The sequence below is a fragment of the Cellulomonas avistercoris genome (assembly GCF_014836445.1).
Classification (GTDB): domain Bacteria; phylum Actinomycetota; class Actinomycetes; order Actinomycetales; family Cellulomonadaceae; genus Cellulomonas; species Cellulomonas avistercoris.
Genome location: NZ_JACSQV010000015.1, coordinates 53817 through 67531 on the forward strand (window position 1 = coordinate 53817; position 13715 = coordinate 67531).

At 74.2% G+C, this 13715-nt stretch carries 11 protein-coding genes; 6 read left to right on the plus strand and 5 right to left on the minus strand.

Translation table 11 applies throughout. The features are described 5' to 3' along the window. Positions 1-443 precede the first annotated feature (443 nt). Complete coding sequence (locus H9657_RS15915) at positions 444-1358, plus strand: hypothetical protein (RefSeq protein ID WP_191784407.1); 915 nt, start codon at positions 444-446, stop codon at positions 1356-1358. Between the two features lie 103 nt (positions 1359-1461). On the opposite strand, the gene H9657_RS15920 is transcribed toward H9657_RS15915, so the two are convergent. Next, a complete protein-coding gene (locus tag H9657_RS15920; RefSeq protein ID WP_191784408.1) occupies positions 1462-2946 on the minus strand; it encodes an NAD(P)-binding domain-containing protein in 1485 nt (494 codons plus the stop codon). A gap of 118 nt (positions 2947-3064) precedes the next feature. Here H9657_RS15920 and mshD point away from each other — a divergent pair, with 118 nt between their 5' ends. From mshD to H9657_RS15935, 3 genes are read left to right on the plus strand one after another with little or no spacing between them, the layout of a single operon-like run. Next, a complete protein-coding gene (mshD, locus tag H9657_RS15925) occupies positions 3065-4138 on the plus strand; it encodes a mycothiol synthase (protein ID WP_191784409.1) in 1074 nt (357 codons plus the stop codon). After that, complete coding sequence (locus H9657_RS15930) at positions 4135-6372, plus strand: RNA degradosome polyphosphate kinase (RefSeq protein WP_191784410.1); 2238 nt, start codon at positions 4135-4137, stop codon at positions 6370-6372. Before mshD ends, H9657_RS15930 begins: the two co-directional genes overlap by 4 nt. After that, positions 6369-7358, plus strand: a complete 990-nt coding sequence (locus H9657_RS15935; protein ID WP_191784411.1) for an NUDIX domain-containing protein — start codon at positions 6369-6371, stop codon at positions 7356-7358. Before H9657_RS15930 ends, H9657_RS15935 begins: the two co-directional genes overlap by 4 nt. Before the next feature lie 6 nt (positions 7359-7364). On the opposite strand, the gene H9657_RS15940 is transcribed toward H9657_RS15935, so the two are convergent. The 3 genes from H9657_RS15940 to H9657_RS15950 all read right to left on the minus strand — a co-directional run bounded on the left by H9657_RS15940 (position 7365) and on the right by H9657_RS15950 (position 9836). Further along, positions 7365-8369, minus strand: a complete 1005-nt coding sequence (locus tag H9657_RS15940; RefSeq protein WP_191784412.1) for an inorganic phosphate transporter — start codon at positions 8367-8369, stop codon at positions 7365-7367. Positions 8370-8375: 6 nt separating this feature from the next. Further along, positions 8376-8996, minus strand: a complete 621-nt coding sequence (locus tag H9657_RS15945) for a DUF47 domain-containing protein (protein ID WP_191784413.1) — start codon at positions 8994-8996, stop codon at positions 8376-8378. A gap of 243 nt (positions 8997-9239) precedes the next feature. Beyond that, positions 9240-9836, minus strand: a complete 597-nt coding sequence (locus H9657_RS15950; RefSeq protein ID WP_191784445.1) for a hypothetical protein — start codon at positions 9834-9836, stop codon at positions 9240-9242. Positions 9837-10067: 231 nt separating this feature from the next. On the opposite strand from H9657_RS15950, the gene H9657_RS15955 reads away from it, so the two are divergent. Further along, on the plus strand, positions 10068-11534 hold the full coding sequence (locus tag H9657_RS15955) for a sugar porter family MFS transporter (RefSeq protein WP_191784414.1): 1467 nt from the start codon (positions 10068-10070) through the stop codon (positions 11532-11534). 279 nt (positions 11535-11813) lie between these two features. Further along, on the plus strand, positions 11814-13379 hold the full coding sequence (locus tag H9657_RS15960) for an MFS transporter (RefSeq protein WP_191784446.1): 1566 nt from the start codon (positions 11814-11816) through the stop codon (positions 13377-13379). A gap of 36 nt (positions 13380-13415) precedes the next feature. Here H9657_RS15960 and H9657_RS19265 read toward each other — a convergent pair. Continuing rightward, a partial coding sequence (locus tag H9657_RS19265) for a MarR family winged helix-turn-helix transcriptional regulator (protein ID WP_225215453.1) occupies positions 13416-13715 on the minus strand: 300 nt, incomplete at its 5' end.

Genomic DNA, 13715 nt, shown 5'->3' on the forward strand with positions numbered 1-13715 from the left:
GCGCCCCGCCCCCCCCCCCGCCGGGGGGGGCCCCGACCCCCACCCCGCGCACCCCCTCACCCCGGCGCACCCCGTACCCCGCGCACCTCCTACCCCGGCGCACCCCGTACCCCGCGCACCTCCTACCCCCGCGCACCCCGTACCCCGCGCACCTCCTACCCCCGCGCACCGGCCACACCCGCACGTCACGCCGCCCGGAAGTGGTCGCCTACGTGACCACGTGAGTGCCGGCGCTGCCGAGATGTGACCACTCCCCGTCAGACCACTCCTCCGTCAGGCCACTCCCCCGTCAGGCCACTCCCGCCGGCCCGGTCCCGTCGGGCGAGCGCTGTCGTCGGGCGGTCGGCGGTGCCGGCCGACCACAGGGCCTCGGTGGGTGACCGGCGTCCACAGGTCCGCGCCGCCCGGGCCGCCGGTACGGGGTGAGGGGGTTGGCTCGGGGGATGGAGACGGACGAGCAGGACACCACGCACGCGGTGCACGTCGGCCGCCATCCCGGCCGCGGCTGGGTGCGCGTCGCGCACGGGCTCCAGCGCCGCCCGGCGACCCCGGACGTCACGGCGTGGCAGAGCCTGCTGCCCGCGTCCGCGGCCTTCTCCCACCTCACGGCCGCGCGGCTGCACGGCTGGTGGCTGCCCGAGCTGCCGGCGGACCTGCCCGTGCTGGTCGACCAGCCCCGTGACGAGGCGCGCTCGCGCCGCGCGGGGCTCCGCGTCACCCGGACGGTGCGCGACGTCCCGACGGTCACCGTGGACGGTGTGCGCGTCACGGCACCCGCCGCCACCCTCCTCGCCTGCGCCCGTGACCTGGCGCTGCTCGACCTCGTCGTGCTGGTCGACGCCGCCCTGCGCGCGGGGTGCTCCGCGCAGGAGGTCGCCGACGCCGCCGCGGCCCGCAGCCGCGGCGCCCCGCTGCTGCGTCGCGCGCTCGCGATCGCCGACCCCCGGAGCGAGTCGCCCTGGGAGACCCTCCTGCGGGTGCTGCACGTGAGCGTGGGGGCGACGGTGGTCCCGCAGCACGTCGTGACGTCGGCGGACGGGGCGTTCGTGGCCCGGGGAGACCTGTGGCTGCCGGGCACGCGCGTGCTCCACGAGTACGACGGCGGGGTCCATCGCAGCGCCCGGGCCCACGCGGGCGACCTCCGGCGGGACCGGGCGCTCATCGCCGTCGGGTGGACGCGGCGCGGCTACGTCGCCGCGGACCTGTGCGCCACGCCCGCCGGGGTGCTGCGCGACATCGACGCCGCGCTCGGCCGCACGCACCGGCCCGCCCGCCTCCGCCCGTGGCTCGCGCTCCTGCGCGCCTCGACCCTGACCCCGCAGGGCCGGGCACGCCTGCGCGCCCGCCTCCCGGCCTGAGCGAGCGGAAGTGGTCACATCCGGCACGCCGGAGGCGGGAAGTGGTCGACGACGTGACCACTTGCCCGGTCACCGCCCGGTCACCGCCGGGGTCACCGCCGGGTCACCAGCGCAGGGCGCGGCGGAGGTTGCGGGCGGCCTCGCGACCGGCGCGGTTGGCGCCGATCGTCGAGGCGCTGGGTCCGTAGCCGACCAGCTGGACGCGGGGCTCGGCCACCACCTCGGTGCCGTTCATCACGATGCCGCCGCCCGGTGCGCGCAGCCCGAGGGGCGCGAGGTGGTCGAGGGAGGCGCGGAAGCCCGTGGCCCACAGGATCGTGCGGGCCGCGACGGAGGACGGCCCGTCCACCCAGCCGCCGCCCCGTCCCCCGTCAGCGACCCCGCCACCGCCCCGTCCCCCGTCAGCGACCCCGCCACCGCCCCGTCCCCCGTCAGCGACCCCGCCACCACCCGGCCCCCCTTCAGCGACCCCGCCGCCGACCGGTCCCCCTTCAGCGACCCCGCCGCCGACCGGTCCCCCTTCAGCTCCGCCGCCGCCGACCGGTCCCCCTTCAGCTCCGCCGCCGCCGACCGGTCCGCCGTCGGCGACCCCGCCGCCGGGTCCCCCGACGATGTTGCCGCCGGTCTCCCCCTCGGCCGGGTCCGGCTGGTCCCACTCGACGCCGTCCGGCACGATGCGCGCGAACATCGGGCGTGCGCGCAGCACGCCGGACGCGATCCCGGCGCGGTAGGCCGGCGTGAGCGGCAGGCCGGTGACCGACACCACTGACTGGGGCACGAGGCCCGCGCGCACGCGCTCGTCGACGCGTGCGACGGCGTCCCGTCCCAGCTCGGGGGTGAGCTCTTCGTCCTGCCACACCGGCGGACGGCGCGTGACCCAGGTCGTGGTGGTCACCTCGGCGATCTGCAGCAGCAGCTGGACGGCGGACGTCCCGCCGCCCACGACCACGACGTGCCCGTCCGCGAGGTCGGCCGCCGTGCGGAAGTCGCGCGTGTGCAGCTGGCGGCCCCGGAACGTCGCACGGCCCGGGTAGGCGGGCCAGAACGGCTTGCCCCAGGTCCCCGAGGCGTTGACGAGGCCGCGCGCCGACCACACGACGACCTCGTCGGGGTGGTCGACGTGCCGGGTCGTGACGAGCAGGCGCGGCTCGTCACCGTCGGACGCCCGCTCGACGCGCGTCACCCGGACGGGGCGCTGCACGTTGAGCCCGAACGCCTCCTCGTACTGCGCGAAGTAGTACGGCACGGCGTCCGCGGCCGCCTCGGCGGGGTCGGCGACGGTGAGCGGCATGCCCGGCAGGTCGTGGACCCGGTGGGCGTCCGCCATCGACAGCGAGCGCCACCGGTGCTGCCACGCGCCGCCGGCGCGGGGGTTGTCGTCCAGCACGACGAACGTGCCGCGTGCCCGCTCCCAGCCGGGCGACCCGACGGGCACGAGCCCCGTCCGGTGCAGGTGGTACGCCGTCGACAGACCGGCCTGGCCGGCCCCGACGACGACGACGTCGACGTCGACGGTGCGTGGGCCCCGCGGCTGCCGGCGCGCGCGGCGGCCGCCCGCGAGCGGGGTGACGGCGGGAGCAGGGGGCATGGCGCGTCCACGCTACCGGCTGCGCGCAGGTCGAAGGCGATCGTGCGGGTGACGCGTCACCCCGGTGGATCACCCGGAGTTCCACCCGCCGCCGCGCGGTCCGTGATGGGATGGGCGCATGCCGTCCGACATCGGGGTCCCGACGTCGCTCGCCGCCGTCGACGGCCCGCTGCCGCCGCAGCAGGCGGACGCCGTGCGCGCGCTGCACCACGCGGCCGCCCGCCACGACCGCGTGCCGCCGCTGTCCGAGCAGCCCCTGCTGTGGCTGTCCGACGACGAGGCGCCGGTCGTCCACCTGCTCGCCTCGCTCGGCCCGGAGCAGGACGCCGCCGCACCCGCGGGCACCGACGCACCGCTCGTGGGGTACGCCCAGCTCGACGTCGGCAGCTCGACCACCGTGCGCGCCGAGCTCGTCGTGGACCCGGCGCACCGGCGTCGCGGCGTCGCGCGCGCGCTCCTGGCCCGTGCGGCGCAGGAGGCCGAGCGCGTCCCGGGGCGCCGCCTCCAGGTGTGGGCGCACGGCGACCTGCCCGCCGCCAGGGCCACCGCGAAGGCGGTCGGCATGGTCGTCGTCCGCGAGCTGCTGCGCATGGCGGTCGACGTCACGGAGCACCCGCCGGCGCCCGCGCGGCTGCCCCAGGGCGTCGAGGTGCGCGCGTTCGTCCCCGGCCAGGACGAGGAGGCGTGGCGGCGGGTCAACGCCCGCGCCTTCGCGCACCACCCCGAGCAGGGGCGCATGACGTCGGCGGACCTGCGGGCACGCGAGGCCGAGCCGTGGTTCGACCCGGCGGGCTTCCTGCTGGCCGAGCGCGACGGCCGCCTGCTCGGCTCCGTGTGGACCAAGGTCCACCCCCCGGGTGACGCGCCGGACGGTGCCCCCGGCGAGGAGGTCGGCGAGATCTACGTGGTCGGCGTCGACCCGCTCGCGCAGGGGCTGGGCATGGGCCGGGCGCTGACGTCGCTCGGGCTGGCGCACCTGCGCGACCGCGGGCTGCGCACCGTGATCCTCTACACGGGCGCCGAGAACGCCGTCGCGGTGCACACCTACGAGCGCGCGGGATTCACGCGCACGGCCGTCGACGTCATGTTCGGTCCGCCTGCGGCGGGCAGCCCGCCGCACGGGACACCCCTCGTCCAGGTGAACGAGCACGACACGACGAGTTCACCCGACGATGCCACGATGGGCACATGACCGACGCACCCCCGATCGATCCGGCGCTGGCCGAGCGGATCGCCGAGCACGTGGAGACCCCGGAGTCCCCGTCACCCGCGCCGGACGAGGCCCTGCCCGACGACCGCTTCCTCGACCGTGAGCTGTCCTGGCTGGCGTTCAACCAGCGTGTGCTCGAGCTCGCGGAGGACACCAGCCTGCCGCTGCTGGAGCGCGTGCGCTTCCTCGCGATCTTCGCGTCCAACCTCGACGAGTTCTTCATGGTGCGTGTCGCCGGGCTCAAGCGCCGCATCGCGACGGGGATCGCCGTCACCGCGGCGTCGGGGCTGTCCCCGCGCCAGGTGCTCGACGCGATCAGCGAGCGCGCGCACGCCCTCATGGAGCGCCACGCGCAGGTCTTCACGCAGGACGTCCAGCCGGCGCTGGCGGGCGAGGGCATCACGATCGTGCGCTGGGACGACCTCGGCGACGCCGAGCAGGACCGGCTCCACAAGTTCTTCCGCCGCCAGATCTTCCCGGTGCTCACACCGTTGGCCGTGGACCCGGCGCACCCGTTCCCGTACATCTCGGGGCTCTCGCTCAACCTCGCGGTGAGCGTCGTGAACCCGGCCAGCGGCAAGGAGCACTTCGCGCGCGTGAAGGTCCCGCCGCTGCTGCCCCGCTACATCGCGGTCGACGCGGCCGGCCGGCCCTCGGCGCCCGTCCCGCAGACCGCCGCCCCCGAGCGCGGCCCGATGTCGTTCGTCCCCGTCGAGGACGTCATCGCCCAGCACCTCGACATGCTGTTCCCCGGCATGGAGGTCCGCGAGTTCCACACGTTCCGCATCACGCGCAACGAGGACTTCGAGGTCGAGGAGGACGACGCCGAGAACCTCCTCAAGGCGATGGAGAAGGAGCTGCTGCGACGCCGCTTCGGCCCGCCGGTCCGCCTCGAGCTCGCCGAGGGCATCAGCCCGCGCGTCCGCAAGTTCCTGGTGCGCGAGCTCGGCATGTCCGAGGACGACGTGTACGAGCTGCCCGCGCCGCTGGACCACACGGGTCTCAACCTCATCGCCGACCAGGACCGCCCCGAGCTGCAGTTCCCGCGGTTCGTCCCGGTGACGCACCGGCACCTGGCCGAGGTGGAGTCCGCGTCGGCCACGGACGTGTTCGCGGCGATCCGCGCCCGCGACATCCTGCTGCACCACCCGTACGACTCGTTCTCGACGTCCGTGCAGACGTTCCTCGAGCAGGCCGCCGCCGACCCGAGCGTCCTGGCCATCAAGCAGACCCTGTACCGGACGTCGGGCGACTCCCCCATCGTCGACGCCCTCATCGACGCAGCACAGGCCGGCAAGCAGGTCCTCGCGCTCGTGGAGATCAAGGCCCGGTTCGACGAGCAGAACAACATCTCGTGGGCCCGCAAGCTCGAGGAGGCGGGCGTCCACGTCGTCTACGGCATCGTGGGCCTCAAGACGCACTGCAAGCTCTCGCTGGTCGTGCGGCAGGAGGCCGACGGGCTGCGGCGCTACAGCCACGTCGGCACGGGCAACTACCACCCCAAGACCGCGCGGCTGTACACCGACCTCGGGCTGCTGACGGCGGACCCGGACGTCGGCCAGGACCTCACGCGCCTGTTCAACCAGCTGTCGGGCTACGCGCCCAAGTCCCGGTTCCACCGTCTCCTGGTGGCGCCGCGCTCGGTGCGGTCGGGCCTCCTGGAGCGCATCGAGCGCGAGGCCGACGCGGCGCGCCGCGGCGAGCCCGCGTGGATCCGGATCAAGGTCAACTCGATGGTCGACGAGGCCATCATCGACGCGCTCTACCGTGCGTCGCAGGCGGGAGTGCCCGTCGACATCAACGTGCGCGGCATCTGCGCGCTGCGCCCCGGGGTCCCGGGGCTGTCCGAGACGATCCGCGTGCGCTCGATCCTCGGCCGCTTCCTCGAGCACTCGCGCGTGTTCGCGTTCGCGCACAGCGCCGGCACGAGCGGCGAGGACGGGTTCGAGGGCCCGGAGGTCTTCATCGGGTCGGCCGACCTCATGCACCGCAACCTCGACCGGCGCGTCGAGGCGCTCGTGCGCGTCGCGGAGCCGGGCCAGGTGCAGGAGCTGGTCGAGTACCTCCAGGAGTCGATGGACGACGGCACCTCGTCCTGGTGGCTGCAGCCCGACGGTGAGTGGGTCCGGCACCACATGGGCCCCGACGGTCCGCTCGTGGACCTGCAGGAGGTGCTGATCCACCGCCAGAGGCGTCGCCCCGGCGCCGCCCGGTGAAGGCGTCCTCCCCCGTCCCCGTCCAGGCCGCCGGCGCCCTCGTGTGGCGCGTGCGCGCCGGCCACCTGCAGGTGGCCCTCGTGCACCGCCCGCGGTACCGCGACTGGTCGTGGCCCAAGGGCAAGCTCGACCCGGGCGAGATCGCGCCGGTCGCGGCGGTCCGCGAGGTCGAGGAGGAGACCGGCATGGCAGTGGTCCTCGGTGTGCCGCTGCCCGGTCTGGAGTACCGCCTGTCCGACGGCCGCCAGAAGCTCGTGCACTACTGGGCGGCACGCGTCGGCGGCCGCGGCGACGACGCACCGCTGGGTGCCCGCCCCTCGGTGCGGCACGCCGCCCGCACGGAGATCGACGCGTGGGAGTGGTTCGACGTGGAGGACGCCGCGCGTCGCGTCACGCGCGGCGCGGACCGACGCCCCCTGGACGCGCTCGTCGAGGCGCACGCGCGCGGGCGCCTGCGCACCCGGGCCCTCGTCGTCGCGCGGCACGGGCAGGCGCGCAAGCGCAGCCTGTGGGGCGGCGAGGAGGCCGACCGGCCCCTGACGGGCCTGGGGCTGCGGCAGGCGTCGGCCGCGGTGCCCGTGCTCGCGGCGTTCGGCGTCGGCCGCGTCGTCACGAGCCGCTGGGAGCGGTGCAGCGCGACCGTCGCCCCGTACGCGGCCGCCGCGGGCCTCGAGCCGCAGGTGGCCGACGGACTGACGGAGGCACGGCACGACGAGTCGCCCGCGCGCGTCGGCGCGATCGTCCACGACCTGATCGACGACCCCACCGACACCGACACCGTGGTGTGCACCCACCGGCCGGTGCTGCCGACCGTGCTCGGCGTGCTGGCCGAGCACAGCCGCCGGCAGGTGGCCGACGCCCTGCCGCACGACAACCCGTTCCTCGCGCCGGCGGAGCTGCTCGTCGCGCACACCGGCCCCACACCGCGCGGTGCCCGCGTCCTGGCGGTCGAGCGCCACACCTCGTCCGCGACGGCCGCGGACTGACGGGGCTCAGCCCAGGATCGGGTGGATGATCCAGAACACGACGGCCGCGACCGCGGCGGCGGCGGGGATCGTGAGGATCCACGCACCGGCGATGTTCTTGGCGACACCCCAGCGCACGGCCGACAGGCGCTTGGTCGCGCCGACGCCCATGATCGCGGACGTGATCGTGTGCGTGGTCGACACCGGCGCATGCAGGGCGAACGCGTTGACGTAGAGCACGACGGCCGAGACCGACTCGGCGACGAAACCGCGCGCGGGGTCGAGCTCGATGATCTTGCGCCCCAGGGTGCGCATGATGCGCCAGCCGCCCGCGTACGTGCCGAGCGAGATCGCCCCGGCGGCCGCGAGCTTCACCCACAGGGGGATGCCGTCGTCGGGGTCCGCCCAGTTCGCCGTGAGCAGCGCCAGGTAGATGACACCCATGGTCTTCTGCGCGTCCTGCAGGCCGTGGCCGAGCGCCATGGCGGCGGCGGAGACGGTCTGCGCGAACCGGAAGCGGCGGTTGGTGCGCGCGGGCGGGCGGTTGCGGATGAGCCACAGCAGGCCGACCATCACGAAGAACGCGAGGGTGAACCCGATCACCGGCGAGAAGACCATCGGCAGGACGACCTTCTCGACGATCGAGCTGCCGTACACGCCGAACCCGCCGGCGAGGCCCGCACCCACGAGCCCGCCGATCAGGGCGTGCGTCGAGGACGAGGGCAGCCCGAACCACCACGTGACGAGGTTCCACGTGATGGCGCCGACGAGCGCGCACAGGATGACCACGAGCGCGCTGTGGGACGACGCCGACTGCAGGTCGACGATCTGGGTCGCGATCGTCTCGGCGACCTCGGTGCCGAGCAGCGCGCCCAGGAAGTTCATGACCGCGGCCATGATGAGCGCCGCCCGCGGCGTGAGCGCGCGCGTCGAGACCGACGTGGCGATCGCGTTGGCGGCGTCGTGGAAACCGTTCGTGTAGTCGAACCCGAGAGCGAGCGCGACGACGAAGACGACCAGCACAGGTTCCACGACGGCTCAGGACTCCTTGAGCGCGATCGTCTCGACCGTGTTGGCCACCTTCTCGAAGGCGTCCGCCGCGTCCTCGAGCTTCTCGACGATCTCCTTGAGCTTCATCAGGAGGATCGGGTCGGCGATCTCGTCGAACATCTCCGCGAGCAGCTTGCGGTGCGACTTGTCCGCCTGGTTCTCGAGGCGGTTGATCTCGACCCAGTACTCCTGGAGGGACTCCATCGAGCGCAGCCGGGGCATCGCCTCGGCCGTCAGCTCGGCGGCGCGCTGCAGCACCTGGACCTGGTCCGACACGCGTGCCGGGAGCTCCCCGATCTTGTACAGGACCATGAGGTCGGACGCCTCGTCCATGTAGTCCATGCAGTCGTCGAGGCTCGACGCGAGGTCGTAGATGTCGTCACGGTCGAACGGTGTGACGAACGTCTGGTTCAGACGCCGCATGATCGTGTGGGTCGCGTCGTCCGCAGCGTGCTCGGTCGCGGCCATCCGCTTGTTGAGCTCCTTGCGGGTGGCGCGATCGGCTCCGAGCATCTCCGCCAGCAGGTTCGCGCCCGTCACGAGATGGACGGCGGATGCGGCGAAGAGGTCGAAGTACGAGGTGTCGCGCGGTGTCAGGCGCAGGCGCACGGAGGTCTCCGGGTCATCGACTGGTGGTGTGCCCCCGGGAAGCGGGGCGACGCCCAGCCTAACGGGCGGTGAACGCCGGTTGTGCCGGACCCTCGTCCCGGTGGCCCGGCGGGCCATGAGGAGAACCGTTTCGTGCGAGGACGCCGGGCCGGAGCGCCTGACGGCGCGAGGCCGCTCGAAGCGGCTGATGATGGAGCCCGGGGCTACCGACCCGGCGTCGCCGACCAGTGTACGCGGCGAGGGTCACTCGAGCCTGCCGGCCCGCCACAGCTGCGCCGCGCGCGCGAGCTCCTCGGCCGTGCGCACGAGGGACGCGGCACCGCGGGTCTGGCGTGCGGCCGCGCCGGGGTCGAGCACGTCGAGGTGGTCGGCGTCGAACGCCGCGCCCGTGGCCAGCACCTGGCAGAACGCGGCCGCCCGCTCGAGCGCCGTCGCGAGGTCGCCGGTGTACACGCCCGACAGCACGGCGTCCGCGACCGTGCGCACGTCGTCCGGCCCCGGCATCTCGACGACGCCCGCGACGACGTCGTGGACGGGAGCGGCCGCGACCCCCTGGCGGTAGCGGTCGGCGACCGTCCCGGGGTCGCGCCGCACCCACTCGCGCAGCACGTAGAGCCGCCACAGGGCACCCGGGAGCGTGTCGGCGGGGCTGTCGGCCCACATCCCGGCGACGACGTCGAGGCCCTCGGTCTCGACCAGGGCGACGAGCCGCGCGACGACCTGCGGGTCCTCGGTCGCCCGTCCGTGGTGGACCAGGGCGTTGGCCGTGGTGTGCGCGATCTCGTCGCGCAGCGCCGGGTCGAGGTCGCCCGGGAGCTCGTCGGCGACCGCCGGGTCCACGACGAGCGGCCGGTGGTGCCGGCGTCCGCCGCCACCGCCTCCGGACGCGCCGCCGCCCGTCGCGTCGCCCGTCCCGGCTCCGCCCGTCCCCGTCCCGTCCGCGCTCACCGCGGCATGATCCCTCGCCGCGGCGCGCTCCACCACCCCCCGCACGGTGTCGACGTGCGGTGCGGGGTGCCGCGGTTCACAGTGGGGTCTGACCGGGAGGGGCCCGGGTGGGGGGTGCGGACCATGACCGACGCGACATCCGGGCCGTCCTCGTCGGCTCGACCCGGCCGGTACAAGGGCAAGGCCGTCGTCCTGGCGGTCGCCGCGGCCGTCGGTGGGTTCCTCTTCGGTTTCGACAGCTCGGTCATCAACGGTGCCGTCGACGCGGTGCAGGGTCAGTTCGCGCTGTCGGGCGTCGTCACCGGGCTGGTCGTCGCCGTGGCGCTGCTGGGCTGCGCGTTCGGCGCGTGGCTGGGCGGGCGGCTCTCGGACCGGTGGGGCCGTACGCGCGTCATGGTGCTCGGCGCCGTCCTGTTCTTCGTCTCCTCGATCCTGTCCGGGCTCGCGTTCGCGGCGTGGGACCTCGCGCTGTGGCGGGTCGTGGCGGGCATCGGCATCGGCATCGCGTCCGTGATCGCCCCGGCGTACATCGCCGAGATCGCGCCGGCGGCGATGCGCGGGCGTCTGGGCTCGCTGCAGCAGCTGGCGATCACGCTCGGCATCTTCGCGGCGCTCCTGTCGGACCAGCTGCTGGCCACGTCGGCGGGCGGCGCGGCGCAGGAGCTGTGGTTCGGTCTCGAGGCGTGGCGCTGGATGTTCCTGGTGTGCGTCGTGCCGGCGGCCGTCTACGGCATCCTCGCGCTGCGCATCCCGGAGTCCCCGCGCTACCTGGTCTCGCTGGGTCGGCAGGACGAGGCGCGCGCGGTGCTGGCCGACGTGCTGGGCCCCGACGAGGACCCCGACGAGCGCGTCGCGCAGATCGAGCAGACCATCCGGACGGACGAGAAGCTGACGAACCAGGCGAGCCTGCGCGGCCCGGTGCTGGGGCTGCTGCCCGTGGTGTGGGTCGGGATCCTGCTCTCGGTGTTCCAGCAGTTCGTCGGGATCAACGTGATCTTCTACTACTCCACGACGCTGTGGCAGGCCGTCGGCTTCGAGGAGAGCCAGTCGTTCCTCATCTCCACGATCACGGCCGTGACCAACGTGGCCGTGACGTTCATCGCGATCGGGCTCATCGACAAGGTCGGACGACGCCCGCTGCTGCTCATCGGGTCGGCGGGCATGACGGCCGCCCTGGGGACCATGGCGGTGGCGTTCATGAACGCCACCGGCACCGGGGAGGAGATCACGCTGGACGGCGCGTGGGGCGTGGTCGCGCTGGTCGCGGCGAACGCGTTCGTCGTGTTCTTCGGTGCGACGTGGGGACCGCTGGTGTGGGTGCTCCTCGGCGAGATGTTCCCGAACCGCATCCGCGCCGCTGCGCTCGGCATCGCGGCCTCCGCGCAGTGGGTGGCGAACTTCCTCATCACGCTGTCGTTCCCCGAGATGCTCGACCGGTGGGGCGCGTCCGTGCCGTACCTGATGTACGCGACGTTCGCGCTGATCTCGTTCTTCTTCGTGCTGACCAAGGTGCCCGAGACGAAGGGCGTGCAGCTCGAGGACATGGAGGGCCTGAAGGTCGAGCGGCGGGGCCGGGTCGCGTCCGACTGACGCGCGACGGCTCGAGGGCCGGGACGCGTCGTCCCGAGGACCGGGACGACGCGTCGCGACCCTGGTCGCCCACGCGTGGTGCGAAACACGTTGCCTTGGGTAACGATCGAGCGTAGGGTTGCCCCAAGCAACTGTCGGTGAGCCCCCGCGCCCCGACCCGACCGCCGACGAAGCCCGGTCGACCCCGTCCCCGCGCCCCGGAAGCGAGCACCACGCGTGAGCACCCTCAGCACCCCCGTCGGCGACACCGCCGCCGAGCCGGCGGCCTCGCCGGCACCCATGACGCACCGGCAGGTCCTCGAGGCCCTGTCGGGGATCCTCCTGGGCATGTTCGTCTCGATCCTCGCGACGAGCGTCGTCTCGACCTCCCTGCCCCGCATCATCACGGACCTCGGCGGCAGCCAGTCCTCGTTCACCTGGGTCGTCACCGCGACCCTGCTGACCACCACGGTCTCGACGCCCATCTGGGGCAAGCTCGCCGACCTCGTCGACCGCAAGCTGCTCATCCAGCTCGCGCTCGCGGTCTCCGTCATCTCCTCGGCCCTCGCCGGCCTCGCGCACAGCACCGAGATGCTCATCGGCATGCGCGCGCTGCAGGGCATCGGCGCCGGCGGCCTCACCGCCCTGGGCACCGTGCTCATCGCCGACATCATCAGCCCGCGCGAGCGCGGCCGGTACATGGGCCTCATGGGCGCCGTGATGGCCGTCGGCATGGTGGGCGGCCCGCTGCTCGGCGGTGTCATCACCGACGCCGCCGGCTGGCGCTGGAACTTCTTCGTCGGCCTGCCGTTCGCCGTCGCCGCGATCATCGTGCTGCAGCGCACGCTGCACCTGCCCGCGGTCGTGCGACGCCGCGTCCGCATCGACTGGGCCGGCGCGGTCCTGCTCTCGGCGTCCATCGCCACGCTGCTGCTGTGGATCACGTTCGCCGGCTCGTCGTTCGCGTGGATGTCGTGGCAGACCGCCGTCATGGTGGGCGGTGCCGCACTCGGCATCGTCGCCGTCGTCGCCGTCGAGGCCCGCGCTGCCGAGCCGATCATCCCGCTGCACCTGTTCCGCAACCGCACCGTCGTCCTGACGGTCCTCGCGTCGGTCGCCGTCGGCGTCGCGCTGTTCGGCACGCAGGTCTTCCTCAGCCAGTACATGCAGCTGGCGCGCGGCAAGACGCCCACCGAGTCCGGTCTGCTGACCATCCCCATGGTCGTCGGCACGTTCCTCGCCTCGACGCTGTCGGGCCGCGCCATCTCCCGCAGCGGCCGCTACAAGAAGATCATGGTCGTGGGCGCCGTCCTGCTCACCGCCGGCCTCGGGCTCATGGGCACCATCGACGAGAGCACGAGCTTCACGCTCGTCGGCCTCTACATGCTCGTCGTCGGCTCGGGCGTCGGCATGCTCATGCAGAACCTCGTCCTGGCGACGCAGAACACGCTGCCCATCACCGACATGGGCGCGGGCACCGCGACGGTCGCGTTCTTCCGCACGCTCGGTGGCGCGATCGGTGTCTCGGCCCTCGGCGCGGTGCTGTCGAACCGCGTGTCGCACCTCATGGTCGACGGGCTCGTCGGCATCGGCGTGCCGCCGTCCGCGCTCGGCTCCGGCGGGGCCACCTCGCTGCCCGACCTCGCGACGCTGCCGGGGCCGGTCCGCCAGGTCGTCGAGCACGCGTTCGGCGTGGGCGTCGCCGAGCTCTTCCTCATCGGCGCCCCGATCGCGCTGCTGGCGCTCGTCGCGGTGCTCGCGCTGCGCGAGGTGCCGCTCGGGCGGGCGTCGGGGCTCGAGCAGCGGCTCGCGGCGCAGGCCGCGGCGGCCAGGGAGGCGCAGGCGGAGACGACGCCCGCCCCCTGACCGCGCGACGCGCACGACGGTCCGCCGCGCCCGGCATCAGCCCGGGCCGGCGGACCGTTCGCCGTCCTGGACCAGGTCGTCGTTGAGCCGCGCGAGCAGCTCGGCGAGGTGCGTGAGCTCCTCGACGCGCCACGCGGCGAGCGAGTCGCGCAGGTACTGCTGCCGGCCGCTGCGCGCGTGCGCCAGGCGCCTCGCGCCCTCCTCGGTGAGGGTGAGCGGCTGGCTGCGCGAGTCGTGCGGGTCCGCCGTGCGCGTCAGGAGGCCGATCCGCTCCAGGCGCGTCACCTGCCGCGACATGGTGCCCCGACCCACGCCCAGCAGCTCGGCGAGGTGGCG